The sequence below is a fragment of the Citrobacter sp. CK206 genome, from assembly GCF_030333125.1.
GTDB classification, from domain to species: Bacteria; Pseudomonadota; Gammaproteobacteria; order Enterobacterales; family Enterobacteriaceae; genus Citrobacter_B; species Citrobacter_B koseri.
The window spans coordinates 444,883-470,985 of record NZ_JAOWGM010000028.1 but is presented as its reverse complement, the minus strand read 5'-3'; the positions used below and the strand labels follow the sequence as shown (position 1 = coordinate 470,985).

General features: G+C 53.2%; 25 protein-coding genes. 17 read left to right on the top strand and 8 right to left on the bottom strand.

Annotated features, from left to right (window positions below):
• The first annotated feature begins 181 nt into the window (after positions 1–181).
• The gene (locus OGX81_RS14760; protein WP_012131112.1) at positions 182–886 is read left to right on the top strand and encodes a FadR/GntR family transcriptional regulator; all 705 of its coding nucleotides are present in this window, start codon (positions 182–184) and stop codon (positions 884–886) included.
• A gap of 11 nt (positions 887–897) precedes the next feature.
• Positions 898–2,325 carry a multidrug transporter subunit MdtD gene (gene mdtD / locus OGX81_RS14755; protein WP_058668330.1) on the top strand — a complete coding sequence of 476 codons (1,428 nt, stop codon included), beginning with the start codon at positions 898–900 and terminating at the stop codon, positions 2,323–2,325.
• On the opposite strand, the gene rbsR is transcribed toward mdtD, so the two are convergent.
• The 7 genes from rbsR to kup form a co-directional block, all read right to left on the bottom strand.
• Positions 2,291–3,289 (bottom strand): ribose operon transcriptional repressor RbsR, encoded by a 999-nt coding sequence (gene rbsR, locus OGX81_RS14750; RefSeq protein ID WP_101744155.1) that lies wholly within the window; start codon positions 3,287–3,289, stop codon positions 2,291–2,293. The genes mdtD and rbsR overlap by 35 nt on opposite strands.
• A 3-nt stretch (positions 3,290–3,292) precedes the next feature.
• On the bottom strand, positions 3,293–4,222 hold the full coding sequence (rbsK, locus tag OGX81_RS14745) for a ribokinase (protein ID WP_012131109.1): 930 nt from the start codon (positions 4,220–4,222) through the stop codon (positions 3,293–3,295).
• 140 nt (positions 4,223–4,362) lie between these two features.
• On the bottom strand, positions 4,363–5,253 hold the full coding sequence (rbsB, locus tag OGX81_RS14740; RefSeq protein ID WP_104867972.1) for a ribose ABC transporter substrate-binding protein RbsB: 891 nt from the start codon (positions 5,251–5,253) through the stop codon (positions 4,363–4,365).
• 24 nt (positions 5,254–5,277) lie between these two features.
• Positions 5,278–6,243, bottom strand: a complete 966-nt coding sequence (rbsC, locus tag OGX81_RS14735) for a ribose ABC transporter permease (protein WP_012131107.1) — start codon at positions 6,241–6,243, stop codon at positions 5,278–5,280.
• 5 nt (positions 6,244–6,248) lie between these two features.
• Positions 6,249–7,754 carry a ribose ABC transporter ATP-binding protein RbsA gene (rbsA, locus tag OGX81_RS14730; RefSeq protein ID WP_104867973.1) on the bottom strand — a complete coding sequence of 502 codons (1,506 nt, stop codon included), beginning with the start codon at positions 7,752–7,754 and terminating at the stop codon, positions 6,249–6,251.
• A 7-nt stretch (positions 7,755–7,761) separates the two neighbouring features.
• On the bottom strand, positions 7,762–8,181 hold the full coding sequence (gene rbsD / locus OGX81_RS14725) for a D-ribose pyranase (RefSeq protein ID WP_047460068.1): 420 nt from the start codon (positions 8,179–8,181) through the stop codon (positions 7,762–7,764).
• A gap of 171 nt (positions 8,182–8,352) precedes the next feature.
• A complete protein-coding gene (kup, locus tag OGX81_RS14720; RefSeq protein WP_012131104.1) occupies positions 8,353–10,221 on the bottom strand; it encodes a low affinity potassium transporter Kup in 1,869 nt (622 codons plus the stop codon).
• 304 nt (positions 10,222–10,525) lie between these two features.
• Here kup and ravA point away from each other — a divergent pair, with 304 nt between their 5' ends.
• Together ravA and viaA are read left to right on the top strand one after the other, a co-directional pair.
• Complete coding sequence (gene ravA, locus OGX81_RS14715; protein WP_024130087.1) at positions 10,526–12,022, top strand: ATPase RavA; 1,497 nt, start codon at positions 10,526–10,528, stop codon at positions 12,020–12,022.
• Positions 12,016–13,467, top strand: coding sequence for an ATPase RavA stimulator ViaA (gene viaA, locus OGX81_RS14710; RefSeq protein WP_012131102.1), 1,452 nt, complete (start codon positions 12,016–12,018; stop codon positions 13,465–13,467). The genes ravA and viaA overlap by 7 nt, the downstream gene beginning before the upstream one ends.
• Before the next feature lie 4 nt (positions 13,468–13,471).
• On the opposite strand, the gene asnA is transcribed toward viaA, so the two are convergent.
• Positions 13,472–14,464, bottom strand: coding sequence for an aspartate--ammonia ligase (gene asnA / locus OGX81_RS14705; RefSeq protein ID WP_024130086.1), 993 nt, complete (start codon positions 14,462–14,464; stop codon positions 13,472–13,474).
• Between the two features lie 151 nt (positions 14,465–14,615).
• Between asnA and asnC the strand changes: the two genes are divergently transcribed.
• From asnC to OGX81_RS14640, 13 genes are all read left to right on the top strand, one after another.
• A complete protein-coding gene (gene asnC / locus OGX81_RS14700; RefSeq protein WP_012131100.1) occupies positions 14,616–15,074 on the top strand; it encodes a transcriptional regulator AsnC in 459 nt (152 codons plus the stop codon).
• A gap of 88 nt (positions 15,075–15,162) precedes the next feature.
• Positions 15,163–15,612: an FMN-binding protein MioC gene (mioC, locus tag OGX81_RS14695; protein WP_058668325.1), complete on the top strand. Its 450-nt coding sequence runs from the start codon at positions 15,163–15,165 to the stop codon at positions 15,610–15,612.
• A 372-nt stretch (positions 15,613–15,984) separates the two neighbouring features.
• Positions 15,985–17,874 (top strand): tRNA uridine-5-carboxymethylaminomethyl(34) synthesis enzyme MnmG, encoded by a 1,890-nt coding sequence (mnmG, locus tag OGX81_RS14690; protein WP_104867974.1) that lies wholly within the window; start codon positions 15,985–15,987, stop codon positions 17,872–17,874.
• A 102-nt stretch (positions 17,875–17,976) separates the two neighbouring features.
• Complete coding sequence (rsmG, locus tag OGX81_RS14685) at positions 17,977–18,600, top strand: 16S rRNA (guanine(527)-N(7))-methyltransferase RsmG (RefSeq protein WP_047460080.1); 624 nt, start codon at positions 17,977–17,979, stop codon at positions 18,598–18,600.
• Between the two features lie 615 nt (positions 18,601–19,215).
• A complete protein-coding gene (atpI, locus tag OGX81_RS14680; protein ID WP_012131096.1) occupies positions 19,216–19,596 on the top strand; it encodes a F0F1 ATP synthase subunit I in 381 nt (126 codons plus the stop codon).
• An 8-nt stretch (positions 19,597–19,604) separates the two neighbouring features.
• On the top strand, positions 19,605–20,420 hold the full coding sequence (gene atpB, locus OGX81_RS14675) for a F0F1 ATP synthase subunit A (protein ID WP_047460083.1): 816 nt from the start codon (positions 19,605–19,607) through the stop codon (positions 20,418–20,420).
• Positions 20,421–20,467: 47 nt separating this feature from the next.
• Positions 20,468–20,707 (top strand): F0F1 ATP synthase subunit C, encoded by a 240-nt coding sequence (gene atpE, locus OGX81_RS14670; RefSeq protein WP_000429386.1) that lies wholly within the window; start codon positions 20,468–20,470, stop codon positions 20,705–20,707.
• A gap of 59 nt (positions 20,708–20,766) precedes the next feature.
• A complete protein-coding gene (gene atpF / locus OGX81_RS14665) occupies positions 20,767–21,237 on the top strand; it encodes a F0F1 ATP synthase subunit B (protein ID WP_003827022.1) in 471 nt (156 codons plus the stop codon).
• A 14-nt stretch (positions 21,238–21,251) separates the two neighbouring features.
• Positions 21,252–21,785, top strand: coding sequence for a F0F1 ATP synthase subunit delta (gene atpH, locus OGX81_RS14660; protein ID WP_012000833.1), 534 nt, complete (start codon positions 21,252–21,254; stop codon positions 21,783–21,785).
• Positions 21,786–21,797: 12 nt separating this feature from the next.
• Entirely contained in the window at positions 21,798–23,339 is a 1,542-nt protein-coding gene (gene atpA, locus OGX81_RS14655; RefSeq protein ID WP_012000831.1) for a F0F1 ATP synthase subunit alpha, read from the top strand.
• Between the two features lie 50 nt (positions 23,340–23,389).
• Positions 23,390–24,253 (top strand): F0F1 ATP synthase subunit gamma, encoded by an 864-nt coding sequence (gene atpG, locus OGX81_RS14650; RefSeq protein ID WP_047460091.1) that lies wholly within the window; start codon positions 23,390–23,392, stop codon positions 24,251–24,253.
• Positions 24,254–24,279: 26 nt separating this feature from the next.
• On the top strand, positions 24,280–25,662 hold the full coding sequence (gene atpD, locus OGX81_RS14645) for a F0F1 ATP synthase subunit beta (RefSeq protein WP_012000829.1): 1,383 nt from the start codon (positions 24,280–24,282) through the stop codon (positions 25,660–25,662).
• Positions 25,663–25,682: 20 nt separating this feature from the next.
• Complete coding sequence (locus OGX81_RS14640) at positions 25,683–26,102, top strand: F0F1 ATP synthase subunit epsilon (RefSeq protein ID WP_012000828.1); 420 nt, start codon at positions 25,683–25,685, stop codon at positions 26,100–26,102.
• The last annotated feature ends 1 nt before the right edge of the window (position 26,103 follow it).

The window sequence follows — 26,103 nt, the reverse complement described above, 5'->3', positions numbered from 1 at the left end:
GCATTATAGGGAGTTATTCCGGCCTGACAAGGGGAAATTTAAAATTATTTTCCGACTGCTTTCTTTTTAAGCAAAACCACTATTAACATGCCATAAAATAAGCAATTTGCCGTTTTTACAACCTTAATCACACTTCCTGATGGCATACTAATGAATAAGAAAAGAGAAAGGACAAACATTTATGCCTTTAAGCGCACAACAGTTAGCTGCACAGAAAAATCTTTCCTACGTTCTGGCTGAGAAGCTGGCGCAGCGAATCTTAAAGGGTGAATACGCGCCCGGCACCATTCTTCCCGGAGAAATCGAACTGGGCGAGCAATTTGGCGTGAGTCGCACGGCGGTACGTGAGGCAGTGAAGACGCTAACAGCAAAAGGCATGGTGTTGCCCCGTCCTCGTATTGGTACGCGGGTTATGCCGCAGGCAAACTGGAACTTCCTCGATCAGGAACTGCTCACCTGGTGGATGACAGAAGAAAACTTCCATCAGGTTATTAATCATTTTCTGGTGATGCGTATCAGTCTCGAACCGCAGGCATGTTCATTGGCGGCAACGATCGGATCAGCGGAACAGAAAGCGCATCTGAATACCTTAATGGAAGAGATGGTGGCGTTGAAGAAGAACTTCAGACGCGAACGCTGGATTGAAGTCGATATGGCGTGGCATGAGCATATTTATGAAATGAGCGCGAATCCGTTCTTAATCTCTTTTGCCTCGCTGTTCCATTCGGTCTATCACACCTACTTCACCTCTATTACCTATAACGATGTGGTGAAGCTGGATTTACACCAGGCTATTGTAGATGCCATAGCCGACAGTGATGGCGATCGCGCCTTTAAAGCGTGCCAGGCATTGTTGATAGCGCCGAACGAACAACCGGACAAGTAACGGGATACCGAATGTCAGAGAAAAAAGCGCGCAGTATGGCCGGGTTGCCGTGGATAGCGGCTATGGCTTTTTTTATGCAGGCGCTGGATGCTACCATTCTTAATACCGCTCTACCCGCTATCGCGCACAGCCTCAACCGTTCTCCTCTTGCCATGCAGTCCGCTATTATCAGTTATACCCTGACGGTCGCGATGCTGATTCCGGTAAGCGGATGGCTGGCCGATCGCTTTGGCACCCGTCGCGTCTTTATTATTGCCGTCAGTCTGTTTACGCTCGGCTCGCTGGCATGCGCGCTTTCTGGCTCATTAGCTGAATTGGTTGTCTTCCGCGTGGTGCAGGGGATCGGCGGCGCAATGATGATGCCGGTCGCCCGTCTGGCATTATTACGCGCTTACCCCCGAAGTGAACTGCTTCCGGTTCTGAATTTCGTGACGATGCCAGGCCTGGTCGGCCCCATCCTCGGCCCGGTATTGGGGGGCATACTGGTGACATGGGCAAGCTGGCACTGGATCTTCCTGATTAATATTCCCATTGGCATTGTCGGTATCCTGTATGCCCGTAAGTACATGCCAAACTTCACCACGCCGCGACGCCGTTTCGACATGACCGGCTTCTTCCTCTTTGGTTTGAGTCTGGTGCTGTTCTCCAGCGGAATGGAGCTTTTCGGCGAGAAGATCGTCGCAACCTGGATAGCATTAACCATTATTCTGAGCAGTATCGTGCTGCTGCTGGCCTATATTCGCCATGCGCGTCGACACCCAACGCCGTTGATTTCACTTTCGCTGTTCAGAACGCGCACGTTCTCCGTTGGGATAGCAGGAAACCTCGCCACGCGTCTGGGAACGGGATGCGTTCCCTTCCTGATGCCGCTGATGATACAGGTAGGATTTGGATACCCGGCGCTGATAGCCGGCTGCATGATGGCCCCGACGGCGCTGGGTTCTATTCTGGCGAAATCAGCGGTCACTCAGGTGCTGCGCAAACTGGGGTACAAGACGACGCTGGTCGGCATTACGGTATTTATTGGCCTGATGATTGCGCAGTTCTCTTTGCAATCCCCCGCCATGCCGGTATGGATGTTGATTCTGCCGCTGTTTGTTCTGGGTATGGCGATGTCCACGCAGTTTACCGCCATGAACACCATCACCCTTGCGGACCTGACCGATGATAACGCCAGCAGCGGCAACAGTCTGCTGGCCGTCACGCAGCAGCTTTCCATCAGTTTAGGGGTAGCGATCAGCGCTGCCGTATTGCGTCTCTATGAAGGGATTGAGGGAACCAATACGGTTGAACAGTTCCACTATACCTTTATTACGATGGGCGCTATTACGGTGGTATCCGCGCTGATGTTCATGTTGCTGAAAGCCAAAGATGGCCGCAATCTGATCAAAGAACGGCACAAACCTAAACCGACCCCCGCGCCATCAGAACAGGAGTAAGTTGCAAACGCTGCTGTTGTAGCGTGGGTTGTGCCATACGGTGAATCAACACGTCGATGGCCAACTCACCCAGTTCATCTTTCGGTTGATGAATCGTCGTCAGCGGCGGCGTCATGTAGCGCGCCAGTTCAATATCATCATAGCCAATCACCGCCATATCCTGCGGGATGCGCAACCCTGCCTGATAAAGCGCCTGATACGCACCGACTGCCATTGCATCATTGCCGGCAAATACCGCCTGTGGGCGTTGTTTATGGGACAGCAGCATTTGCATGGTTTCAAATCCGCCGCCAAACTCGAAATCTCCTGTGATCTCATACCCTTCAGGAATTTCCAGCCCCGCGCGTTTCATCGCCTCCCGATACCCTTCCAGCCGCAAACGCGCGGGCGTTTTATCCAGTGGGCCGGTAATGCAGGCTATTCGGGTAAAACCTTTATCAATCAGGTATTGCGTCGCTAAATCGCCGCCCAGAAGGGAGTTGTCCTGGATCAGATCGCAATCCCCTTCGTCATCAAAGGGCGACCAGTCCATCATCACAGTAGGAATAGAGGGATAACGCTGCATGATCTCCCGGGAGGGTTGATGCGTCTCCGTACAGAGCAGCAATAAGCCATCGACCCGCTTTTGCATCAACGTTTCCAGATTGCGGTTCATTCGCTGCTCATCGCCTTCGGTATTACACAATACCAGGCTGTAGCCCCGCTCGAAGCAGCTACGTTCAACGCCGCGCACCAGTTCTGAATAAAAAGGATTGGTACTGGCGGTGATCAGCATGCCGATTGTGCGGGTCTGATTTAATTTCAGGCTACGCGCCAACGCTGAAGGCGCGTAGTTTAACTCTTTAATCGCCGCTTCCACTTTCCCGGTGATAGCTTCACTGACAAAGCGATCTTTATTAATAACGTGCGAAACAGTTGAAGTGGAAACGCCCGCCAGACGGGCAACATCCTTCATTGTAGCCAAACGTTACCTCTGCTGACCTAAAAACGCCTCTATCTCTTCACGCCACGGAACAGAAGGTTGCGCACCTTTGCGTGTCACCGCAATCGCAGCAGCGGCATGGGCAAAGCGAATGGCCTCCGGCAGCGGCGTCTCTTCCAGTAAGGCGGTAACTAACGCACCATTAAAAGTATCCCCGGCGGCTATCGTATCAACGGCGTTCACTTTAAACCCCGGCACACGACGACCTTCGCCCTTCACGCTGGCCCACACGCCGCGGCTGCCTAACGTAATCAGTACGGTATGAATGCCTTTATCATGCAGCACCTGCGCTGCTTTAGCGGCATCTTCATCACTTTCGACGCGAATTCCCGTGAGCTTTTCCGCTTCGGTTTCATTTGGCGTAATGATGTCCACCAGCGCCAGCAGCTCATCAGACAGTTCACGCGCCGGAGCCGGGTTAAGCGCAACGGTAGTGTTGTTCTGATGCGCAATTTTTGCCGCCGCCAGCACACTTTCAATCGGCGACTCGAGCTGCATCAATAGCGCAGAAGCCCCGGCGATACGCTCGCGTTGCGCTTCCACCAGCGCAGGCGACAATGCGGCATTGGCGCCAGCATGAATGCCGATGACATTTTCCCCTTCGCCATTAACAAAAATCAGCGCGACTCCGGTAGATTCCCCGTTAATCACGCTGACCGGAACAATATCAATGTTATCGCTGGCTAACTGTTTACGCACGCTCTCGCCAATATCGTCATCGCCAGTACAGGCAATAAACGCGATATTTGCGCCGCTGCGCCCTGCGGCCACCGCCTGATTCGCGCCTTTACCGCCGAATGCCACCTGATATTGGGTGCCCGTTACGGTTTCGCCTGGCGCAGGAAAAGATTCGAGGTTGAGGATGTGATCGGCATTAATACTGCCAAGGACGACAAGGTTGCCTGCGGTTTTCATGTTCGGGATGTCCAGTAAAGTGCGCCACCGGGTTAGGGTGGCGCGTGCCCTGCTTTTCTTTTTACGCTTTCATCTTCAAACAACTCTCTGAGGATGGCGTATTTATGTCGCCATCAGACCGCGAACGGCCTGAGCCGTTATTACTGCTTGATGACAAGTTTCAGGTCAACCGGATATTTGGCCTGAACTTTCTCGCCTTTCAGTACTTTATCAGCGGTTTCAACGCCTTTAGCGCCAATCTGATCCGGCAACTGAGCGATAGTCGCAGCCAGTTTGCCATCATTTACCGCCTTCTCGCCATCCGGCGTACCATCAAATCCAACCACCATCACATCAGATTTACCTGCGGTTTGCAGAGCGCGCAGCGCACCCAGCGCCATTTCGTCGTTCTGTGCGAATACCGCCTGCACATCAGGATGCGCAGTCAGCAGGTTCTGCATGACGTTCAGACCTTTGGTGCGGTCAAAGTCAGCAGGCTGGCTGGCCAGTACATTAAATTTGTGTGCCGCAACGGCCTGCTGGAAGCCTTCGCCACGCTCACGCGCTGCGGATGTTCCGGCGATGCCTTGCAGTTCAATCACTTTCGCGCCTTCACCTGCTTTCTTCGCGATGTAATCACCGGCGATTTTGCCGCCCAGCACGTTATCGGAAGCAATGTGGCTGACAACGTCGCCTTTGGTTGCCTGGCGATCAAGGGTGATAACCGGAATATTCGCCTGGTTAGCCATCTTAACCGCGTTGCCTACCGCGTCGGAATCGGTTGGGTTGATCAGCAGAATTTTAGTGCCGCGAACGGTTAAATCCTGAACGTTAGCCAGCTCTTTCGCCGGGTTGTTCTGGGAGTCCAGCACGACCAGGTTATAGCCCAGTTTATCCGCTTCTTTCTGCGCCCCCTCTTTCAGGGTGACAAAGAACGGGTTGTTGAGCGTGGAGATCACCAGAGCAATGGTGTCTTTCGCCATCGCATTCGCGCTCACGGTGGCGCTCAGCGCAACAGCAGAAACCAGGGTAGCCAGTTTTTTCATGTTCATATTTAAGATGTCCTGTAGTCGTTGTTACTGCTTTTTGTTGTCTACCAGTACCGCCAGCAAAATCACCACCGCTTTGACGATCATCTGGTAATAGGAGGAAACACCTAACAAATTCAAACCATTATTAAGGAAACCGAGAATCAATGCGCCGATCAATGTCCCAACAATGCGCCCTTTACCGCCCGCCAGGCTGGTGCCGCCTAACACGACCGCTGCGATGGCATCCAGCTCATAACCCGTACCCGCCGTTGGCTGCGCGGAGGAGAGACGAGCCACTTCGATGATGCCCGCCAGCGAGGCCAGCAGACCACAAAGCGAATAGACGATGATTTTGACTTTACTGACGCTGATACCCGACAGACGCGTTGCCGCTTCGTTGCCGCCCAGCGCATAGATATAGCGGCCCAGGCGAGTATGATGCAGCATGTACCACGCCGCCAGGAAGACGATGCCCATAATCCAGACCGGCGTCGGAACGCCCAGCGGGCGGCCAATCCCGAACCAGCCGAAGAGGTCGGCGTTATCCGTAAAGCCGGTATTCACCGGGCTTCCGTTGGTGTACACCATCGTGACGCCGCGCAGCAGAAGCATCATTACCAGCGTGGCGATAAACGCCTGCACGCGACCTTTCGCCACGATCACGCCGGTCACCGCGCCAATGGCGGCACCTAACGCCAGCGCCGCCGCAACGGCCACCAGCGCATTCACTTCAATCCCTACAATTGAAGCGGCAACCGCGCCGGTAAGCGCTAGCAGGGAACCAACGGACAGATCGATGCCTGACGTCAGGATAACCAGCGTCATCCCAACGGCCATGATGGCGTTGACGGACGTTTGCTGGAGAATGTTAAACAGGTTATTAACGGTAAAAAAGTTGGGACTCATGGTAGAAACAATCGCGATCAGCACCAGCAGAGCGATGAGCGATTTCTGCTCCATCAGCCACGCTTTAGTGAAATAACGGCGACCAGAAACAGCCTGGATAGTCATCTTTTTTACTCCTGATTCACGCGATTAAGCTTGCCCACAGCGGCAGCCATTAACACTTCCTGGGTGGCCTGCTCGCGAGTGAATTCACCGCCGAGATGCCCTTCATGCATGACGATAATGCGATCGCTCATACCCAATACTTCTGGCATCTCAGATGAGACCAGAATGATGCTCAGGCCATCGGCCTTAAACTGGTTGATAAGCTGATAAATTTCTTTTTTCGCGCCAACGTCCACACCGCGGGTTGGCTCATCGAGGATCAGCACTTTGGGGCGGGTCATCAGTCCACGCGCAATGGCGACTTTCTGCTGATTGCCGCCAGAGAGCAACCCGATAGCCTGCTCCATCGACGGCGTTTTCACATTGAACAGACGGATAAAGTCACTCACCGCCTGCTGTTCATCTTTATGTTTCAGGTTGCCGCCAGCGCGGCTGAAATAACGCAGCGCGGTGAGCGACATATTCTCTTTTACCGACATGCCGAGCACTAAGCCGTCACGTTTACGGTCTTCAGAGATATAAACAATACCGTTAGCCAGGCCATCCTGCGGTGAACGGGTAATCACTTCATGCCCGTCGAGCGTGACGTAACCGCTGGTGCGCGGCAGCGCGCCGTACAGCACTTTCATCAGTTCCGTACGCCCGGCGCCCATCAAACCGGAGATCCCCAGAATTTCCCCTTTGCGCAGAGTAAAGGAGACATTATTAACGCCGGGACCGCACAGGTTATCGACTTTCAGGCGTACCTCGCCTGGCCCTTTATCCAGACGCGGGTACTGATCTTCAAGCTTACGTCCTACCATCATTTCAATCAGCGAATCTTCGGTCAGCGATGCCACTTCACGTTCGGCAATAAACTGCCCGTCGCGGAAAACCGTCACGTCATCGCAAATCTCGAAGATCTCTTTCATGCGGTGGGAGATATAGACAATGCCGCGTCCCTGCGATTTCAACTCGCGGATGACGCGGAACAACGATTCCGTTTCGGTATCAGTGAGCGCATCCGTGGGTTCATCCATAATGATGACTCGGGATTCGAAGCTCAGTACCTTGGCGATTTCGACCATCTGCTGATCGCCGATAGAGAGTTCGCCCACCAGCCTGTCGCTTTTGAAGCGCAGGTTGAGTCTGGCAAGCAGAACATCCGCTTCGGCATACATCTTTTTCCAGTCGATTTTGCCAAAGCGATTTACAAACTCACGCCCCAGAAAGATATTCTCGGCAATCGTGAGCTGTGGGATCAGGTTCAGTTCCTGGTGAATGATGCCGATCCCGGCTTCCTGCGAGGATTTTGGGCCATTGAAGGTCGTTTCTTTACCCAGCCACAATAACGATCCCGCATCACGGGTATAGATACCGGTCAGGACTTTCATCATGGTGGATTTGCCCGCGCCATTTTCGCCCACCAGCGCCATTACGCGGCCTGGATAGACATTTAACGCGGCGCCAGATAGCGCTTTCACGCCCGGGAACGCTTTATCGATCCCTTTGAGTTGCAGTAATGCGTCCATGATGGCCTCAGAACGTGACGCCGGCACAGAGAATAATATTCGCATACGGGGAGCACTCCCCGCTGCGAATCACCGCCTGACTGTCTGCGGTTAGTTTTTTAAAATGTTCATGCGTGGTGTAACGAATTTCTATGGTGTTTCCCTGGTGTTGTTGCAGTTGCTCAATATGGCTGAGCAACGTTTCGTGGAGTTGCGGATTATGTTCTTTGATTTCCGTCGCGAGAATAGCCGCCTCAACCTGCATTTCATGGGTAACGACATCCAGTACCTGCATAAAAGAAGGTACGCCCTGGGTTAACGCCATATCGATACGCGTTGTACTGGATGGAACAGGTAAACCTGCGTCACACACTACCAGCGTATCAGTATGCCCCAGACGGGAGATGACCGATGAAATATCAGAATTAAGTACCGCGCCTTTCTTCATTTTCTTTCCCCACTAGCGAAACGTTTCGCTGGTAATAAGTTTACTCCCGGAAGTGAGCAGAAAACCATCATGACGTAACGGAATTGTGATCGGGGTCGAAACGTTTCGCTAAGTGAAATGCGACGGGGATAATTGCCGGGCGGCGCTACGCCGCCCGGCATTTTAAAAGGCTTAAATCTCGACCTGCGTTCCCAGTTCGATAACCCGGTTCGGCGGGATTTCAAACTGATCCGGCGCACGCAACGCATTACGCTGCAACAGCAGATAGAGCTTGCCGCGTAAACGCAAATACCACGGGCGTTTGCCGAGGATCAGCGATTCATGCGACATAAAGAAAGAGGTTTCCATCATCCGGCAGCTCAGCCCTTCCAGCCCGCAGCGGTGGAACACTTCCTCAACGTTCGGCGTTTCGCGCCAACCGTAGCTGGCCACCACGCGCCAGAAGGTTGGCGACAGTTGCTCAATCTGCACCCGGCGAACATTGTGTACGTATGGCGCGTCTTCCGTGCGTAGCGTCAGCAGAATCACGCGTTCATGCAGCACCTTGTTATGCTTGAGGTTATGCAGCAACGCAAACGGAATGACGTTCAGCGCGCGGGACATATACACCGCCGTACCGGGGACGCGTACCGGAGGCGATTTCTCCAGCGAGGCGATCAGGGCTTCCAGGGAGTTACCGTGCTCATGCATACGACGCAGCAGACGGAAACGCTCGCTCTTCCAGGTCGTCATAATGATGAACATCACGATCCCCAGCGTCAGCGGCAACCAGCCGCCCGACAGCAGCTTGTCGAGGTTTGCCGAGAACAGAGGAACATCAACGCACAGGAACGCCACCAGGATCAGCGCGACAAAATACTTATTCCAGTGCCAGTTTTTACGCGCCACGGTGGTAGAAAGAATCGAGGTCAGCACCATCGTACCGGTAACGGCAATACCGTATGCCGCCGCCAGGTTGCTGGAACGCTCAAAGCTGACAATAACAATAACCACCGCAAAATAGAGCATCCAGTTCACGAACGGAATATAGATCTGCCCGGACTCCATTTCGGAGGTGTGGATAATGCGCATGGGCGACAAATATCCCAGCCGCACCGCCTGGCGCGTCAGCGAGAAGACGCCGGAAATCACCGCCTGAGAGGCGATAACCGTCGCCAGCGCGGCAAGAATCAGCAGCGGGATCAGCGCCCACTCCGGCGCCAGCAGGAAAAACGGGTTCTTAATCGCTTCCGGGTGTTTGAGCAGCAATGCACCCTGACCAAAGTAGTTTAACGTTAATGAAGGAAGAACAACCGAGAACCAGGCCAGACGAATCGGCAGCTTGCCGAAATGCCCCATATCCGCATACAGCGCCTCAACTCCGGTGATCGAAAGCACCACGGCGCCCAGCGCAATAAACGACACCGTTTTGTACTCAAGGAAGAACTTCGCCGCCCACATGGGATTGAGGGCATGAAGCACATCCGGGTTAGCGATGATACTGCGCAGGCCGAGTCCAGCCAGAATCAAAAACCACGTCAGCATAATCGGCGCAAACAGCTTACCGACCATCCCCGTCCCGTGTTTCTGAATCATAAACAGCAGAGTAAGCACAATAATAGAAAGCGGGACGACCCAGGTATCCAGTTCCGGCGCCACAATTTCCAGACCTTCAATAGCCGACATGACTGATATCGCGGGTGTAATCACCACTTCACCGTAGAAGAAGCTACCGCCAATTAACCCCATAATGACCAGCGTGGACGTCATTCTCGCCGATGTATTACGCCCGGCTAGCGACATTAAGGTCAGAATCCCGCCCTCACCGGCGTTATCTGCGCGCATGACAAAAGTCAGATACTTGATAGAAACAACAAAGATCAGCAGCCAGAAAATCAGCGACAGAAAGCCAAATACGGCATCACGTTCAACACCAAAACCAAACTGACCGGACAAGCATTCACGAAGTGTATAAAGTGGGCTGGTACCAATATCACCATAGACAACCCCAATCGCTGCGAGAGTGATCGCAGACAATGATTGTTTATTATCAGTGCTCATAGACTCGTCTTTCGTTTATACATGGCATCTTTCAAACGACAAGGCTCCCGGGGATCCACTCCTTTGCCACCTTGATGCAGTTTGAATGATTTAGTGTATATATATGAAATGTGTGCGTAGTCCCTTGGCCCACAAAAAAGGCGCACAGTATGCACGATTAATCGCAAAATCGTACCCCTAATCGACGTCAGATTAACCTGGCGCAAAGAAAAAGAAACGATGCTTCAGTCTATTATTGCTTCGTGGCGAAACGTCTATACTCGCTGTTAACATGATACATCTGGCGGAAGGACGCCACCTTATTATGGCTCACCCACATTTATTAGCGGAAAGAATTTCCCGTCTGAGCAGCGCCCTGGAAAAGGGACTTTATGAACGTAGCCACGCCATTCGCCTTTGCCTGCTGGCAGCGTTGAGCGGTGAGAGCGTCTTTTTACTTGGACCGCCAGGCATTGCCAAAAGCCTGATAGCCCGTCGTCTGAAGTTCGCCTTTCAGCACGCCCGCGCCTTTGAGTATCTGATGACGCGTTTTTCCACGCCAGAGGAGGTTTTTGGTCCTCTCTCCATTCAGGCACTAAAAGATGAAGGTCGCTATGAGCGCCTGACCACGGGTTATCTTCCTGAAGCGGAAATCGTCTTTCTGGATGAGATCTGGAAAGCGGGTCCGGCAATCCTGAACACTCTGCTGACCGCCATTAACGAACGCCATTTCCGTAACGGCGCGCACGAAGAAAAAATTCCGATGCGCCTGCTGGTGGCGGCCTCAAACGAGCTTCCCGAAGCAGACAGCAGTCTGGAGGCGTTATACGACCGTATGCTCATTCGTCTGTGGCTGGATAAAGTACAGGATAAGGCGAATTTCCGCTCCATGCTGGTAAGCCAGCAGGACGAAAGCGACAACCCGGTGCCAGCCTCATTACAGGTGACTGATGAAGAGTATTATCAGTGGCAGAAGGATATTTCCGCCATTACGCTGCCCGATCATGTATTTGAACTGATTTTCACGCTGCGCCAGCAGCTTGATGCGCTGCCGGACGCCCCCTATGTTTCCGACCGTCGCTGGAAAAAAGCCATTCGTCTGTTACAGGCCAGCGCGTTCTTTAGCGGACGCGACGCCGTTGCGCCAATCGATCTTATCCTGCTGAAAGATTGCCTGTGGTATGACGCGCAAAGCCTGAATCTGATGCAGCAACAGCTTGAAATATTGATGACCGGGCACGCCTGGCAGCAACAGGCAATGCTGACGCGCCTCGGCGGCATTGTGCAACGTCGCCTCCAGTTGCAACAGCAACAAAGCGATAAAACAGCCTTTACCGTTGTTCGTCAGGGTGGAATGTTCAGCCGCCGTCCCCATTACGATCTGCCGCCAGAGGCGAGCGCGCCAGTGCTAACCTTGCTTTTGCAACAACCGCTTAAACTGCATGATATGGAAGTCATTCATATCGCTTTTGAACGCAGCGCCCTTGAGCAGTGGCTGGCAAAAGGCGGAGAGATCCGCGGCAAACTCAACGGGATCGGTTTTGCCCAGACGCTGAATATGGAAGTTGATAGCGCTCAGCATCTGGTGGTGCGCGACGTCAGCCTACAGGGCAGCCGTCTGGCGCTACCGGGCAGTTCAGAAGAGGGAATGCCCGGCGAAATCAAACAGCAGCTTGAGGCGCTGGACAGCGAATGGCACCAGCAACACAGCCGGTTCAGCGAACAGCAAAAATGTCTGTTTATCCATAGCGACTGGTTAGGTCGTATTGAAGCCAGCCTACAGGATGTTGGTGCGCAGATCCGCCAGGCGCAGCAATGCTGACACTGGACACGCTGAATGTCATGCTGGCGGTCAGTGAAGAGGGGATTATCGAAGAGATTATCCTCACTTTGCTGGCCTCCCCGCAGCTGGCTATCTTCTTCGAGAAATTCCCCCGATTAAAGAGAGCCATTTCCGACGATCTTCCCCGCTGGCGCGAAGCGCTGCGCAGCCGTCTTAAAGACGCGCGCGTGCCGCCGGAACTCACGGAAGAGGTGATGTGCTATCAACAAAGCCAGCTTCTCGGAACAACGCAGTTTATTGTGCAATTGCCGCAGATATTAGCGTTGCTGCACCGGCTACATTCGCCCTATGCCGGGCAAGCCCAGCAACTGGTGGACAGTAACGCCACTTTTACGCCAGCGCTACACACGCTTTTTCTGCAACGCTGGCGTTTAAGCCTGATCGTGCAAACCACGGCCTTAAATCATCAGTTGCTGGAAGAGGAGCGCGAGCAGTTGCTGAGTGAAGTGCAGGAACGCATGACGCTCAGCGGGCAACTGGAGCCGGTCCTGGCGGAAAATGACCATGCAGCCGGCCGCCTGTGGGACATGAGCGCAGGGCAGCTCAAACGCGGCGATTATCAGCTGATCGTAAAATATGGCGACTTCCTGGCAGAACAACCCGAACTGAAACGCCTGGCGGAACAGTTAGGCCGCTCCCGGGAAGCCAAATCGGTGCCGCGCAAAGATGCGCCGATGGAGACGTTTCGTACGCTGGTGCGCGAACCGGCGACCGTTCCAGAACAGGTTGACGGCATTCAGCAAAGCGACGACATTCTGCGCCTGCTGCCGCCTGAGCTGGCAACGCTCGGCATTACCGAACTGGAATATGAATTCTACCGACGGCTGGTGGAAAAACAGCTGCTCACGTACCGTCTGCACGGCGAAGCGTGGCGTGAGAAAGTGACTGAGCGCCCGGTCGTTCATCAGGATTTTGACGAACAGCCGCGCGGGCCATTCATTGTTTGCGTGGACACCTCCGGCTCAATGGGCGGATTTAACGAGCAGTGCGCGAAAGCCTTTTGCCTGGCGCTGATGCGCGTCGCGCTGGCGGATAACCGTCGCTGCTTCATCATGCTGTTTTCCACAGAGGTCGTGCGCTATGAACTGTCTGGCCCAGAAGGCATCGAGCAGGCCATCCGCTTTTTGAGCCAGCGCTTTCGCGGCGGCACGGATATCGCCAGCTGTTTTCGCGCCATTATTGAACGGATGCAGGGGCGAGAGTGGTTTGATGCGGATGCGGTAGTCATTTCAGATTTTATCGCCCAGCGCTTACCTGACGATGTTGTGAATAAAGTAGGGGAGTTACAGCGGGTACACCAGCACCGTTTTCATGCAGTGGCGATGTCAGCACACGGCAAACCCGGCATCATGCGTATTTTCGACCATATCTGGCGCTTTGATACCGGGATGCGAAGCCGCCTGCTACGACGCTGGCGGCGTTAAAGAATTACAGCAGGGAAGCGACGCTTTCACGAACCTGCGCAGGCCACACGCCGCACTGAACCTGACCAATGTGCGGCAGTTGCAGCAACAGCATCGTCAGGCGAGACTGACCAATACCGCCGCCGATCGTTTGCGGCATCTCGCCGCGCAGCAGCGCCTGGTGCCACTCCAGACTCAGGCGATCTTCATCTCCGGTCAGAGCAAGCTGGCGTTTCAGCGCATCGGCGTCGACACGGATCCCCATTGAGGAAAGCTCAAACGCATCTTCCAGTACCGGGTTCCAGACCAGGATATCGCCGTTCAGACCAGCATGGCCCAGATCAGAAGCAGAGCTCCAGTCATCATAATCCGGCGCACGCACGTCGTGGCGTTTACCGTCACTCAGTTTCCCGCCGATACCGACCAGGAAAACGGCGCCAAGCTCTTTCGCGATCGCGCGTTCGCGCCCTTTCGCATCCAGATCCGGGTAACGGGCCAGCAACTCCTGGCTGTGAACAAAGTGGATCTGCTCCGGCAGGAACGGCGCCAGACCAAATTCTTTGCTTACCGCGGCTTCGGTTGCCTTAATGCCTTCCCAGATAGCCTCTACCGTGCTTTTCAGGGTGGCGAATTGACGCTCACCGTCGCCCATAACGCGTTCCCAGTCCCACTGGTCGACATAGACGGAGTGGAGCGGGGAGAGGCGGTCTTCGTCAGGGCGAAGGGCTTTCATGTGCGTGTACAGCCCTTCACCCGCGCTGAAGTCGTGTTGTCCCAGCGTCTGGCGTTTCCACTTTGCCAGTGAATGCACCACTTCAAACTGGGCATCCGGCAACGCTTTCACTTTTACCTGTACCGCTTTTTCACAGCCCGACAAGTTATCCTGCGTGCCATCTCCTACGCGGCTAAGGATCGGCGCCTGAACTTCAATCAGACCCAGACGCTCCTCCAGTTGACGAGAGAAGTGAGATTTCACGAAGCTAATTTGACGTTGTTTGGCGATGTAAGCGGTTTTCATTTTGTATACTCCTGCGTCCTGTTGCCTATGATTAAGCAACAGATTGAGGGTGATATTCAATAATCCACAAACAAAAAGCCGACTTCACTTTTGATTCGATAAAATAAGACGCTAAAATAGAGTGAATCACTAATCTACATAAGAAAAACCTATGGAAAATTATCAGATCGACAATCTGGATCGCGGCATCCTGGAAGCGTTAATGGCAAATGCGCGTACGGCATACGCTGAACTGGCCAAACAATTTAGCGTCAGCCCGGGGACGATTCACGTTCGCGTAGAAAAAATGAAGCAGGCGGGGATCATTACCGGCGCGCGGATTGACGTCAGTCCAAAACAGCTCGGATACGACGTCTGCTGTTTTATCGGCATTATTTTAAAAAGCGCGAAAGACTACCCATCCGCGCTGGCGAAGCTCGAAAGCCTGGACGAAGTGACCGAAGCGTATTACACCACCGGCCACTACAGCATCTTTATTAAGGTTATGTGTCGATCCATCGACGCCCTGCAACAGGTACTTATCAACAAGATCCAAACAATTGATGAAATTCAGTCCACCGAGACATTGATCTCCCTGCAAAACCCGATCATGCGTACTATCCGGCCGTGATCGGCTTTTTTAATCCCACATTTTTCCACAGGTAGATCCCAGCTCGCTCACAGCGTACAATAGCCCCTCTTTATAAGGATGGGCTCGTATGGCAGACATTACTCTTATCAGCGGCAGCACCCTTGGCGGTGCCGAATATGTTGCAGAACATCTGGCTGAAAAGCTGGAAGATGCAGGTTTTTCAACCGAAACCTTGCACGGTCCGCTATTAGAGGATCTGTCAGCGTCAGGAATCTGGCTGATTATCAGCTCCACGCATGGCGCGGGCGATATCCCGGATAACCTTGCTCCTTTCTATGAAGCGCTTCAGTCGCAGAACCCCGATCTTTCTCAGGTTCGTTTCGGCGCCATCGGCATCGGAAGTCGTGAATATGACACATTCTGCGGCGCCATCGATAAAATAGAGGCCGCGCTCAAGACATCAGGCGCAAAACCGATCGGGGAAACCCTCAAGATCAACATCCTTGAACACGATATTCCTGAAGATCCGGCAGAGGTTTGGCTGGGATCCTGGATTAATTTACTCAAAATAGTGTAAAGATCGTGCGATCGAGTGTGGATAACTCTGGTAAGAAGCTTGGATCAACCAGTAGTTATCCAAAGAACAACCGGTGTTCAGTTTTTGAGTTGTGCATAACCCTTCATTCTGATCCCAGCTTATACGGGCCAGGATCACCGATCATTCACAGCTAATGATCCTCAACAACTTGTTGATCTTATTCAGCGGATCCTGGTTATCCACAGACAATCGCGATCCTAATAAGAGATCACAATAAAACAGATCTCTAAATAAAAAGATCTTCTTTTTAATACCCAAGATCCCGGGACTTTCTCCAGCGGCTAAAGTTGAGTAGAATCCACGACCCGGGCTTCAATCCACTTTCACACCGCCGTATGCGAGGCAATTACCATGTTTTATCCGGATCCTTTTGACGTCATCATCATTGGCGGGGGTCATGCAGGCACTGAGGCCGCAATGGCCGCAGCGCGTATGGGGCAACAGACCCTGCTTTTGACACACAATATCGACACGCTGGGGCAAATGAGCTGCAACCCGGCCATTGGCGGTATTGGGAAGGGACACCTGGTAAAAGAAGTGGATGCGCTCGGCGGGCTGATGGCGAAAGCGATCGACCAGGCGGGTATCCAGTTTAGGATACTAAACGCAAGCAAAGGTCCGGCCGTTCGTGCAACTCGCGCACAGGCGGATCGCGTGCTATATCGCCAGGCGGTGCGTACTGCGCTGGAGAATCAGCCCAATCTGATGATCTTCCAGCAGGCGGTTGAAGATCTGATTGTTGAAAACGATCGCGTCGTGGGCGCTGTTACCCAGATGGGCCTGAAATTCCGAGCTAAAGCGGTGGTTCTCACCGTCGGGACTTTCCTTGACGGCAAAATTCATATTGGTCTGGATAACTACAGCGGCGGCCGTGCTGGCGATCCGCCATCCATTCCACTGTCTCGTCGCCTGCGTGAACTTCCGCTGCGCGTCAGCCGCCTGAAAACCGGTACGCCGCCGCGTATTGATGCGCGCACCATTGATTTTAGCGTACTGGCGCAGCAGCACGGCGATAACCCAATACCTGTGTTCTCGTTCATGGGCAACGCGTCCCAGCATCCGCAGCAGGTGCCGTGCTACATCACGCATACCAACGAAAAAACCCATGATGTGATCCGCAACAATCTCGATCGCAGCCCAATGTATGCCGGTGTGATCGAAGGGATCGGCCCGCGTTACTGCCCGTCGATCGAAGATAAAGTCATGCGCTTTGCCGATCGCAACCAGCATCAGATCTTCCTGGAACCGGAAGGACTGACCTCTAACGAAATTTACCCGAACGGTATCTCCACCAGTCTGCCGTTCGATGTGCAGATGCAGATCGTTCGCTCAATGCAGGGGATGGAAAACGCGAAAATCGTGCGTCCTGGTTATGCCATTGAGTACGATTTCTTCGATCCGCGCGACCTGAAACCAACGCTGGAGAGCAAATTTATCCAGGGGTTGTTCTTCGCCGGGCAAATCAACGGGACAACAGGTTACGAAGAAGCGGCCGCGCAAGGTTTGCTCGCCGGTCTGAACGCCGCCCGTCTGTCTGCGGACAAAGAAGGCTGGGCGCCTGCGCGTTCTCAGGCTTACCTCGGCGTGCTGGTGGACGATCTTTGCACGCTGGGCACCAAAGAACCGTACCGCATGTTTACCTCCCGCGCGGAATACCGCCTGATGTTGCGTGAAGATAACGCCGACCTGCGTCTGACCGAAATGGGCCGCGAGCTGGGCCTGGTGGATGATGAGCGCTGGGCGCGCTTCAACGAGAAGCTGGAGAATATCGAACGCGAACGTCAGCGTCTGAAATCCACCTGGGTAACGCCGTCGGCGGAATCGGCCGGTGAAGTGAACGCTCACCTGACTGCGCCGCTGTCGCGTGAAGCCAGCGGTGAAGACCTGCTGCGTCGCCCGGAAATGACCTACGCGCAGCTGACTTCGCTGACGCCGTTCGCTCCGGGTCTTGATGATGCGCAGGCCGCTGAGCAGGTTGAGATTCAGGTAAAATACGAAGGCTATATCGCCCGTCAGCAGGATGAGATCGAAAAACAGCTGCGTAACGAGAACACATTGCTGCCTGCAACGCTGGATTATCGCCAGGTTTCTGGTCTGTCGAATGAAGTTATCGCTAAGCTGAACGATCACAAACCGGTCTCTATCGGTCAGGCGTCGCGCATTTCCGGCGTTACACCCGCGGCGATTTCAATTTTGCTGGTGTGGCTGAAGAAACAGGGAATGCTGCGTCGCAGCGCTTGATAACACTAATTTGGCGGGGGCGCTTCGCTTGCCCGCCCTACAAATTTGTAGGCCCGATAAGCGAAAGCGCATCGGGCATTTGATTATTAACAGGTAACGACCGTGCTTAACAAACTCTCCCGTCTGCTGGATGAAGCAGGCATTTCGCTTACCGATCACCAGAAAAATCAGCTGATTGCGTATGTCGATATGCTGCACAAATGGAACAAAGCCTACAACCTGACGTCGGTGCGGGATCCTAACGAGATGCTGGTACGCCATATTCTGGACAGCATCGTTGTGGCGCCGCACCTGCAAGGGGAGCGTTTTATTGACGTCGGTACGGGACCGGGGCTGCCGGGGATCCCGCTCTCCATTGTCCGTCCTGAATCGCATTTCACGCTGCTGGATAGCCTGGGCAAGCGGGTACGCTTTCTGCGCCAGGTTCAGCACGAACTCAAGCTGGAAAATATTACGCCAGTGCAGAGCCGCGTTGAAGAGTTCCCTTCTGAGCCGCCGTTTGATGGCGTGATCAGCCGTGCATTCGCCTCTCTCGATGACATGTTGAGCTGGTGTCGCCACCTGCCGGGGGAAAATGGCCGCTTTTATGCGTTAAAAGGTCAACTGCCGGAAGAGGAAATCGCCTCGCTGCCTGCGGCGTTCAGCGTCGAGTCCGTGGTTAAACTGCGTGTCCCGCAGCTGGAAGGCGAACGTCATTTGGTGGTCATTAAGCCAAACAAAATTTAATTTTTATCAAAAAAAATAGAAAAAAAACGGGCGCTCGCGTGTTAACAATCGCGAGGTAACGAATAGTTATACCTTGTTACTGTTAACCATGAGTTCACCGTTTTGTATCATTGCTACAACGTAGCTCTTTTTATTAAAAAATGAATTAATCAACATTGAAAATATCAGGTTGCTAAAAATTGAACCTAAGAATCACTCAGGTATGTTGAATTTTTATTATAAATGTCAATGAATGGTTTTTAGCTTGTAACCGGGTGTTTTTTAAATAGTGAGTGATTTTAGGCTTAAATATCAGAAAGATGAAAAGGCATCATTTGCCAAGTAAATAAATACTGCCGGGGCGAATATGCTCAATATGTGATCCGAAGCACGCTTTATCACCAGTATTTACGCGCCATTTGCAGTTTTGCATGATCGTTCACAGTTTGATGAAAAGTGATAAATGTGCACCAGGGAAAAATATTTAAACATTTATTCACCTTTTAGCTACTTATTGTTTGAAATCACGAGGGCGCACCGTATAATTTGACCGCTTTTTGATGCTTGACTCTAAGCCTTAAAGAACGTTTTATACGACACGCGGCATACCTCGAAGGGAGCAGGAGTAAAAACGTGATGTCTGTGTCGCTCTTGAGTCGAAACGTTGCTCGTAAGCTTCTGTTCATTCAGCTTCTGGCGGTAATAGCAAGTGGATTGCTGTTTAGCCTCAAAGACCCCTTCTGGGGCGCTTCCGCCTTATGCGGAGGCTTGGCAGTGTTGCTGCCTAACATGTTGTTTATGATATTTGCCTGGCGTCACCAGGCGCATACACCTGCGAAAGGCCGCGTGGCCTGGTCATTCGCCTTCGGCGAAGCCTTCAAGGTGTTAGCGATGCTGGTTCTACTGGTGGTGGCGTTGGCGGTTTTTAAGGCGGTATTTTTGCCGCTGATCGTTACGTGGGTTTTGGTGCTGGTGGTTCAGATACTGGCGCCGGCTGTAATTAACAACAAAGGGTAAAAGGCATCATGGCTTCAGAAAATATGACGCCGCAGGATTACATAGGACACCATCTGAACAACCTTCAGTTGGACCTGCGTACATTCTCGCTGGTGGATCCGCATAACCCCCCAGCCACCTTCTGGACGCTCAATATTGACTCCATGTTCTTCTCGGTGGTGCTGGGTCTGTTGTTCCTGCTTATGTTCCGCAGCGTAGCCAAAAAGGCGACCAGCGGCGTACCAGGTAAATTTCAGACCGCGATTGAGCTGGTCATCGGCTTTGTGCATGGTAGCGTGAAAGACATGTACCATGGCAAAAGCAAGCTGATTGCGCCGCTGGCCCTGACGATCTTCGTCTGGGTATTCCTGATGAACCTGATGGACTTACTGCCTATCGATCTGCTGCCGTATATCGGCGAGCATATCTTCGGTCTGCCGGCACTGCGTGTCGTTCCGTCCGCTGACGTGAACATCACCCTGTCGATGGCGCTGGGCGTATTTATCCTCATTCTGTTCTACAGCATCAAAATGAAAGGCATCGGCGGCTTCACGAAAGAGTTGACGCTACAGCCGTTCAATCACTGGGCGTTCATCCCTGTCAACTTAATCCTTGAAGGGGTAAGTCTGCTGTCCAAACCGGTATCACTCGGTCTGCGACTGTTCGGCAACATGTATGCCGGTGAGCTGATTTTCATTCTGATTGCTGGTCTGTTGCCGTGGTGGTCACAGTGGATTCTGAATGTGCCGTGGGCCATTTTCCACATCCTGATCATTACGCTGCAAGCCTTCATCTTCATGGTTCTGACGATTGTCTATCTGTCGATGGCGTCTGAAGAGCATTAATTTTACCAACACTACTACGTTTTAACTGAAACAAACTGGAGACTGTCATGGAAAACCTGAATATGGATCTGCTGTACATGGCTGCCGCTGTGATGATGGGTCTGGCGGCAATCGGTGCTGCGATCGGTATCGGCATCCTCGGGGGTAAATTCCTGGAAGGCGCAGCGCGTCAACCTGATCTGATTCCTCTGCTGCGTACTCAGTTCTTTATCGTTATGGGTCTGGTGGATGCTATCCCGATGATCGCTGTAGGTCTGGGTCTGTACGTGATGTTCGCTGTCGCGTAGTAAGCGTTGCTTGAATTAAGAGCAATATCAGAACGTTAACTAGATAGAGGCATTGTGCTGTGAATCTTAACGCAACAATCCTCGGCCAGGCCATCGCGTTTGTCCTGTTCGTTCTGTTCTGCATGAAGTACGTATGGCCGCCGTTAATGGCTGCCATCGAAAAACGTCAAAAAGAAATTGCTGACGGTCTTGCTTCCGCAGAACGAGCACATAAGGACCTTGACCTTGCAAAGGCCAGCGCGACCGACCAGCTGAAAAAAGCGAAGGCGGAAGCTCAGGTAATCATTGAGCAGGCGAACAAACGTCGCGCTCAGATCCTGGATGAAGCCAAAACTGAAGCAGAGCAGGAACGTACTAAAATCGTGGCCCAGGCGCAGGCGGAAATTGACGCCGAGCGTAAACGTGCCCGTGAAGAGCTGCGTAAGCAAGTTGCTATCCTGGCTGTTGCTGGCGCCGAGAAGATCATCGAACGTTCCGTGGATGAAGCTGCTAACAGCGACATCGTGGACAAACTTGTCGCTGAACTGTAAGGAGGGAGGGGCTGATGTCTGAATTTGTTACGGTAGCTCGCCCCTACGCCAAAGCAGCTTTTGACTTTGCCGTCGAACACCAAAGTGTAGAGCGCTGGCAGGACATGCTGGCGTTTGCCGCCGAGGTAACCAAGAACGAACAAATGGCAGAGCTTCTCTCTGGTGCGCTGGCGCCGGAAACGCTCGCTGAGTCGTTTATCGCAGTCTGCGGTGAGCAGCTGGACGAAAACGGTCAGAACCTGATTCGGGTGATGGCTGAAAATAATCGTCTGAACGCGCTCCCGGATGTTCTGGAGCAGTTTATTCACCTGCGCGCCGCGAGTGAGTCCACCTCTGAAGTTGAGGTAACTTCCGCCACCGCATTGAGTGAAGAACAGCTTGCGAAAATTAGCGCTGCGATGGAAAAACGTCTGTCACGCAAAGTTAAGCTGAATTGCAAAATCGATAAGTCTGTAATGGCAGGCGTTATCATCCGAGCGGGTGATATGGTCATTGATGGCAGCGTACGCGGCCGTCTTGAACGCCTTGCAGACGTCTTGCAGTCTTAAGGGGACTGGAGCATGCAACTGAATTCCACCGAAATCAGCGAACTGATCAAGCAGCGCATTGCTCAGTTCAATGTTGTGAGTGAAGCTCACAACGAAGGTACTATTGTTTCTGTAAGTGACGGTGTTATCCGCATTCACGGCCTGGCCGATTGTATGCAGGGTGAAATGATCTCCCTGCCGGGTAACCGTTACGCTATCGCACTGAACCTGGAGCGCGACTCTGTAGGTGCGGTTGTGATGGGTCCGTACGCTGACCTTGCCGAAGGCATGAAGGTTAAATGTACTGGCCGTATCCTGGAAGTTCCGGTTGGCCGTGGCCTGCTGGGCCGTGTGGTTAACACCCTGGGCGCGCCAATCGACGGTAAAGGTCCGGTTGAGCATGATGGCTTCTCTGCTGTTGAAGCTATCGCGCCGGGCGTAATCGAACGTCAGTCCGTTGATCAGCCTGTTCAGACGGGTTATAAAGCCGTTGACTCCATGATCCCAATCGGTCGTGGCCAGCGTGAATTGATCATCGGTGACCGTCAGACCGGTAAAACCGCTCTGGCAATCGACGCCATCATCAACCAGCGTGATTCCGGCATCAAGTGCGTCTACGTGGCTATCGGCCAGAAAGCGTCCACCATCTCTAACGTGGTTCGCAAGCTGGAAGAACACGGCGCACTGCAAAATACCATCGTTGTGGTTGCTACCGCATCTGAATCTGCCGCACTGCAATACCTGGCGCCGTATGCCGGTTGCGCAATGGGCGAATACTTCCGCGACCGCGGCGAAGATGCGCTGATCATCTACGATGACCTGTCCAAACAGGCTGTTGCTTATCGTCAGATCTCCCTGCTGCTCCGTCGTCCGCCAGGACGTGAAGCATTCCCGGGCGACGTATTCTACCTCCACTCTCGTCTGCTGGAGCGTGCTGCGCGTGTTAACGTTGAATACGTTGAAGCCTTCACGAAAGGTGAAGTGAAAGGGAAAACCGGTTCTCTGACTGCGCTGCCGATTATCGAAACCCAGGCGGGTGACGTTTCTGCGTTCGTTCCGACCAACGTAATTTCTATTACCGATGGTCAGATCTTCCTGGAAACCAACCTGTTTAACTCTGGTATTCGTCCTGCGGTTAACCCGGGTATCTCCGTATCCCGTGTTGGTGGTGCAGCGCAGACCAAGATCATGAAGAAACTGTCCGGTGGTATCCGTACCGCGCTGGCGCAGTATCGTGAACTGGCGGCGTTCTCCCAGTTTGCATCTGACCTTGACGATGCAACCCGTAAACAGCTTGACCACGGTCAGAAAGTGACTGAACTGCTGAAACAGAAACAGTATGCGCCGATGTCCGTTGCGCAGCAGTCTCTGGTTCTGTTCGCGGCAGAACGTGGTTATCTGGCGGATGTAGAACTGGCGAAAATCGGTAGCTTCGAAGCCGCTCTGCTGGCTTACGTCGACCGTGATCACGCTCCGTTGATGCAAGAGATCAACCAGTCCGGTGGCTATAACGACGAAATCGAAGGCAAGCTGAAAGGCATCCTCGATTCCTTCAAAGCAACCCAGTCCTGGTAACGTCTGGTGGCCTGCCTTAAGGCAGGCCGCAAGGCATTGAGGAGAAGCTCATGGCCGGCGCAAAAGAGATACGTAGTAAGATCGCAAGCGTCCAGAACACGCAAAAGATCACTAAAGCGATGGAGATGGTCGCCGCTTCCAAAATGCGTAAATCGCAGGATCGCATGGCGGCCAGCCGTCCTTATGCAGATACCATGCGCAAAGTGATTGGTCACCTTGCGAACGGTAATCTGGAATATAAGCACCCCTATCTGGAAGAACGCGACGTTAAGCGCGTGGGCTACCTGGTGGTGTCGACCGACCGTGGTCTGTGCGGTGGCTTGAACATTAACCTGTTCAAGAAACTGCTGGCGGATATGAAAGCATGGTCCGATAAAGGCGTTCAGTGCGACCTCGCAATGATCGGCTCTAAAGGCGTGTCTTTCTTTAGTTCCGTAGGTGGCAATGTTGTCGCCCAGGTGACGGGTATGGGGGATAACCCATCCCTGTCCGAACTGATCGGCCCGGTAAAAGTGATGTTGCAGGCCTATGATGAAGGCCGTCTGGACAAGCTTTACATTGTCAGCAACAAATTTATTAACACCATGTCTCAGGTTCCGACTATCACTCAGCTGCTGCCGTTACCGGCTTCAGAAGATGATGAACTGAAACGTAAAACCTGGGATTACCTGTACGAACCCGATCCGAAAGCGCTGCTGGATACCCTCCTGCGTCGCTATGTGGAATCTCAGGTTTATCAGGGCGTGGTAGAAAACCTGGCCAGCGAGCAGGCCGCACGTATGGTGGCGATGAAAGCCGCGACCGACAATGGCGGCAGCCTGATTAAAGAGTTGCAGTTGGTATACAACAAAGCTCGTCAGGCCAGCATTACTCAGGAACTCACCGAAATCGTCGGTGGTGCATCCGCGGTATAACCAGGTTAATTCGTAGAGGATTCAAGATGGCTACTGGAAAAATTGTCCAGGTAATCGGCGCCGTAGTTGACGTCGAGTTCCCTCAGGATGCCGTACCGCGCGTGTACGACGCCCTTGAGGTGCAGAATGGTAATGAACATCTGGTGCTGGAAGTTCAGCAGCAGCTCGGTGGCGGTATCGTACGTACCATCGCCATGGGTTCTTCCGACGGCCTGCGTCGTGGTCTGGATGTGAAAGACCTTGAGCACCCGATCGAAGTCCCGGTAGGTAAAGCAACGCTGGGTCGTATCATGAACGTACTGGGCGAACCAGTAGACATGAAAGGCGAGATCGGTGAAGAAGAGCGTTGGGCTATCCACCGTGCGGCACCGTCCTACGAAGAGTTGTCAAACTCTCAGGAACTGCTGGAAACCGGTATCAAAGTTATCGACCTGATGTGTCCGTTCGCGAAGGGCGGTAAAGTGGGTCTGTTCGGTGGTGCGGGTGTAGGTAAAACCGTAAACATGATGGAGCTGATCCGTAACATCGCGATCGAACACTCCGGTTACTCCGTGTTTGCGGGCGTAGGTGAACGTACTCGTGAGGGTAACGACTTCTACCACGAAATGACCGACTCCAACGTTATCGACAAAGTATCCCTGGTTTACGGCCAGATGAACGAGCCGCCGGGAAACCGTCTGCGCGTTGCGCTGACCGGCCTGACCATGGCGGAGAAATTCCGTGACGAAGGTCGTGACGTTCTGCTGTTCGTCGACAACATCTACCGTTACACCCTGGCCGGTACGGAAGTATCCGCACTGCTGGGTCGTATGCCTTCAGCGGTAGGCTACCAGCCGACCCTGGCGGAAGAGATGGGTGTTCTGCAAGAACGTATCACCTCCACTAAAACCGGTTCTATCACCTCCGTACAGGCGGTATACGTACCTGCGGATGACTTGACTGACCCGTCTCCAGCCACCACCTTTGCGCACCTTGACGCAACCGTGGTACTGAGCCGTCAGATCGCGTCTCTGGGTATCTACCCGGCCGTTGACCCGCTGGATTCCACCAGCCGTCAGCTGGACCCGCTGGTTGTTGGTCAGGAGCACTACGACACCGCGCGTGGCGTACAGTCTATCCTGCAACGTTACCAGGAACTGAAAGACATCATCGCCATCCTGGGTATGGATGAACTGTCTGAAGAAGACAAACTGGTGGTAGCTCGCGCACGTAAGATTCAGCGCTTCCTGTCCCAGCCGTTCTTCGTGGCAGAAGTATTTACCGGTTCTCCGGGTAAATACGTCTCCCTGAAAGACACCATCCGTGGCTTTAAAGGCATCATGGAAGGCGAATACGATCACCTGCCGGAGCAGGCGTTCTATATGGTCGGTTCCATCGACGAAGCCGTGGAAAAAGCCAAAAAACTTTAACGCCTTAATCGGAGGGTGATATGGCAATGACTTACCACCTGGACGTCGTCAGCGCAGAGCAACAAATGTTCTCTGGTCTGGTCGAAAAAATCCAGGTAACGGGTAGTGAAGGTGAACTGGGTATTTACCCGGGCCACGCGCCGCTGCTCACCGCCATTAAGCCTGGTATGATCCGCATCGTTAAACAGTTCGGTCATGAAGAGTTTATCTACCTGTCTGGCGGCATTCTTGAAGTGCAGCCTGGCAGCGTGACCGTACTGGCTGATACCGCGATTCGCGGCCAGGATCTCGACGAAGCGCGAGCTCTGGAAGCGAAACGTAAGGCTGAAGAGCGCATTAAGAGCTCTCATGGTGACGTGGATTACGCTCAGGCATCTGCGGAACTGGCCAAAGCGATCGCCAAACTGCGCGTTATCGAGTTGACCAAAAAAGCGATGTAAC

What these genes read in the sequence shown, in the direction of transcription:
- rbsD (WP_047460068.1), bottom strand. Translation starts at nt 8,181, where the DNA reads ATGAAGAAAGGCGCGGTACTTAATTCTGATATTTCATCGGTCATCTCC.
- atpG (WP_047460091.1), top strand. Translation starts at nt 23,390, where the DNA reads ATGGCCGGCGCAAAAGAGATACGTAGTAAGATCGCAAGCGTCCAGAAC.
- rbsC (WP_012131107.1), bottom strand. Translation starts at nt 6,243, where the DNA reads ATGACTATCCAGGCTGTTTCTGGTCGCCGTTATTTCACTAAAGCGTGG.
- atpD (WP_012000829.1), top strand. Translation starts at nt 24,280, where the DNA reads ATGGCTACTGGAAAAATTGTCCAGGTAATCGGCGCCGTAGTTGACGTC.
- atpI (WP_012131096.1), top strand. Translation starts at nt 19,216, where the DNA reads ATGTCTGTGTCGCTCTTGAGTCGAAACGTTGCTCGTAAGCTTCTGTTC.
- kup (WP_012131104.1), bottom strand. Translation starts at nt 10,221, where the DNA reads ATGAGCACTGATAATAAACAATCATTGTCTGCGATCACTCTCGCAGCG.
- ravA (WP_024130087.1), top strand. Translation starts at nt 10,526, where the DNA reads ATGGCTCACCCACATTTATTAGCGGAAAGAATTTCCCGTCTGAGCAGC.
- atpA (WP_012000831.1), top strand. Translation starts at nt 21,798, where the DNA reads ATGCAACTGAATTCCACCGAAATCAGCGAACTGATCAAGCAGCGCATT.
- asnC (WP_012131100.1), top strand. Translation starts at nt 14,616, where the DNA reads ATGGAAAATTATCAGATCGACAATCTGGATCGCGGCATCCTGGAAGCG.
- mioC (WP_058668325.1), top strand. Translation starts at nt 15,163, where the DNA reads ATGGCAGACATTACTCTTATCAGCGGCAGCACCCTTGGCGGTGCCGAA.
- rbsK (WP_012131109.1), bottom strand. Translation starts at nt 4,222, where the DNA reads ATGAAAACCGCAGGCAACCTTGTCGTCCTTGGCAGTATTAATGCCGAT.
- atpH (WP_012000833.1), top strand. Translation starts at nt 21,252, where the DNA reads ATGTCTGAATTTGTTACGGTAGCTCGCCCCTACGCCAAAGCAGCTTTT.
- atpB (WP_047460083.1), top strand. Translation starts at nt 19,605, where the DNA reads ATGGCTTCAGAAAATATGACGCCGCAGGATTACATAGGACACCATCTG.
- OGX81_RS14760 (WP_012131112.1), top strand. Translation starts at nt 182, where the DNA reads ATGCCTTTAAGCGCACAACAGTTAGCTGCACAGAAAAATCTTTCCTAC.
- rbsB (WP_104867972.1), bottom strand. Translation starts at nt 5,253, where the DNA reads ATGAACATGAAAAAACTGGCTACCCTGGTTTCTGCTGTTGCGCTGAGC.
- asnA (WP_024130086.1), bottom strand. Translation starts at nt 14,464, where the DNA reads ATGAAAACCGCTTACATCGCCAAACAACGTCAAATTAGCTTCGTGAAA.
- atpE (WP_000429386.1), top strand. Translation starts at nt 20,468, where the DNA reads ATGGAAAACCTGAATATGGATCTGCTGTACATGGCTGCCGCTGTGATG.
- mnmG (WP_104867974.1), top strand. Translation starts at nt 15,985, where the DNA reads ATGTTTTATCCGGATCCTTTTGACGTCATCATCATTGGCGGGGGTCAT.
- rbsA (WP_104867973.1), bottom strand. Translation starts at nt 7,754, where the DNA reads ATGGACGCATTACTGCAACTCAAAGGGATCGATAAAGCGTTCCCGGGC.
- mdtD (WP_058668330.1), top strand. Translation starts at nt 898, where the DNA reads ATGTCAGAGAAAAAAGCGCGCAGTATGGCCGGGTTGCCGTGGATAGCG.
- viaA (WP_012131102.1), top strand. Translation starts at nt 12,016, where the DNA reads ATGCTGACACTGGACACGCTGAATGTCATGCTGGCGGTCAGTGAAGAG.
- OGX81_RS14640 (WP_012000828.1), top strand. Translation starts at nt 25,683, where the DNA reads ATGGCAATGACTTACCACCTGGACGTCGTCAGCGCAGAGCAACAAATG.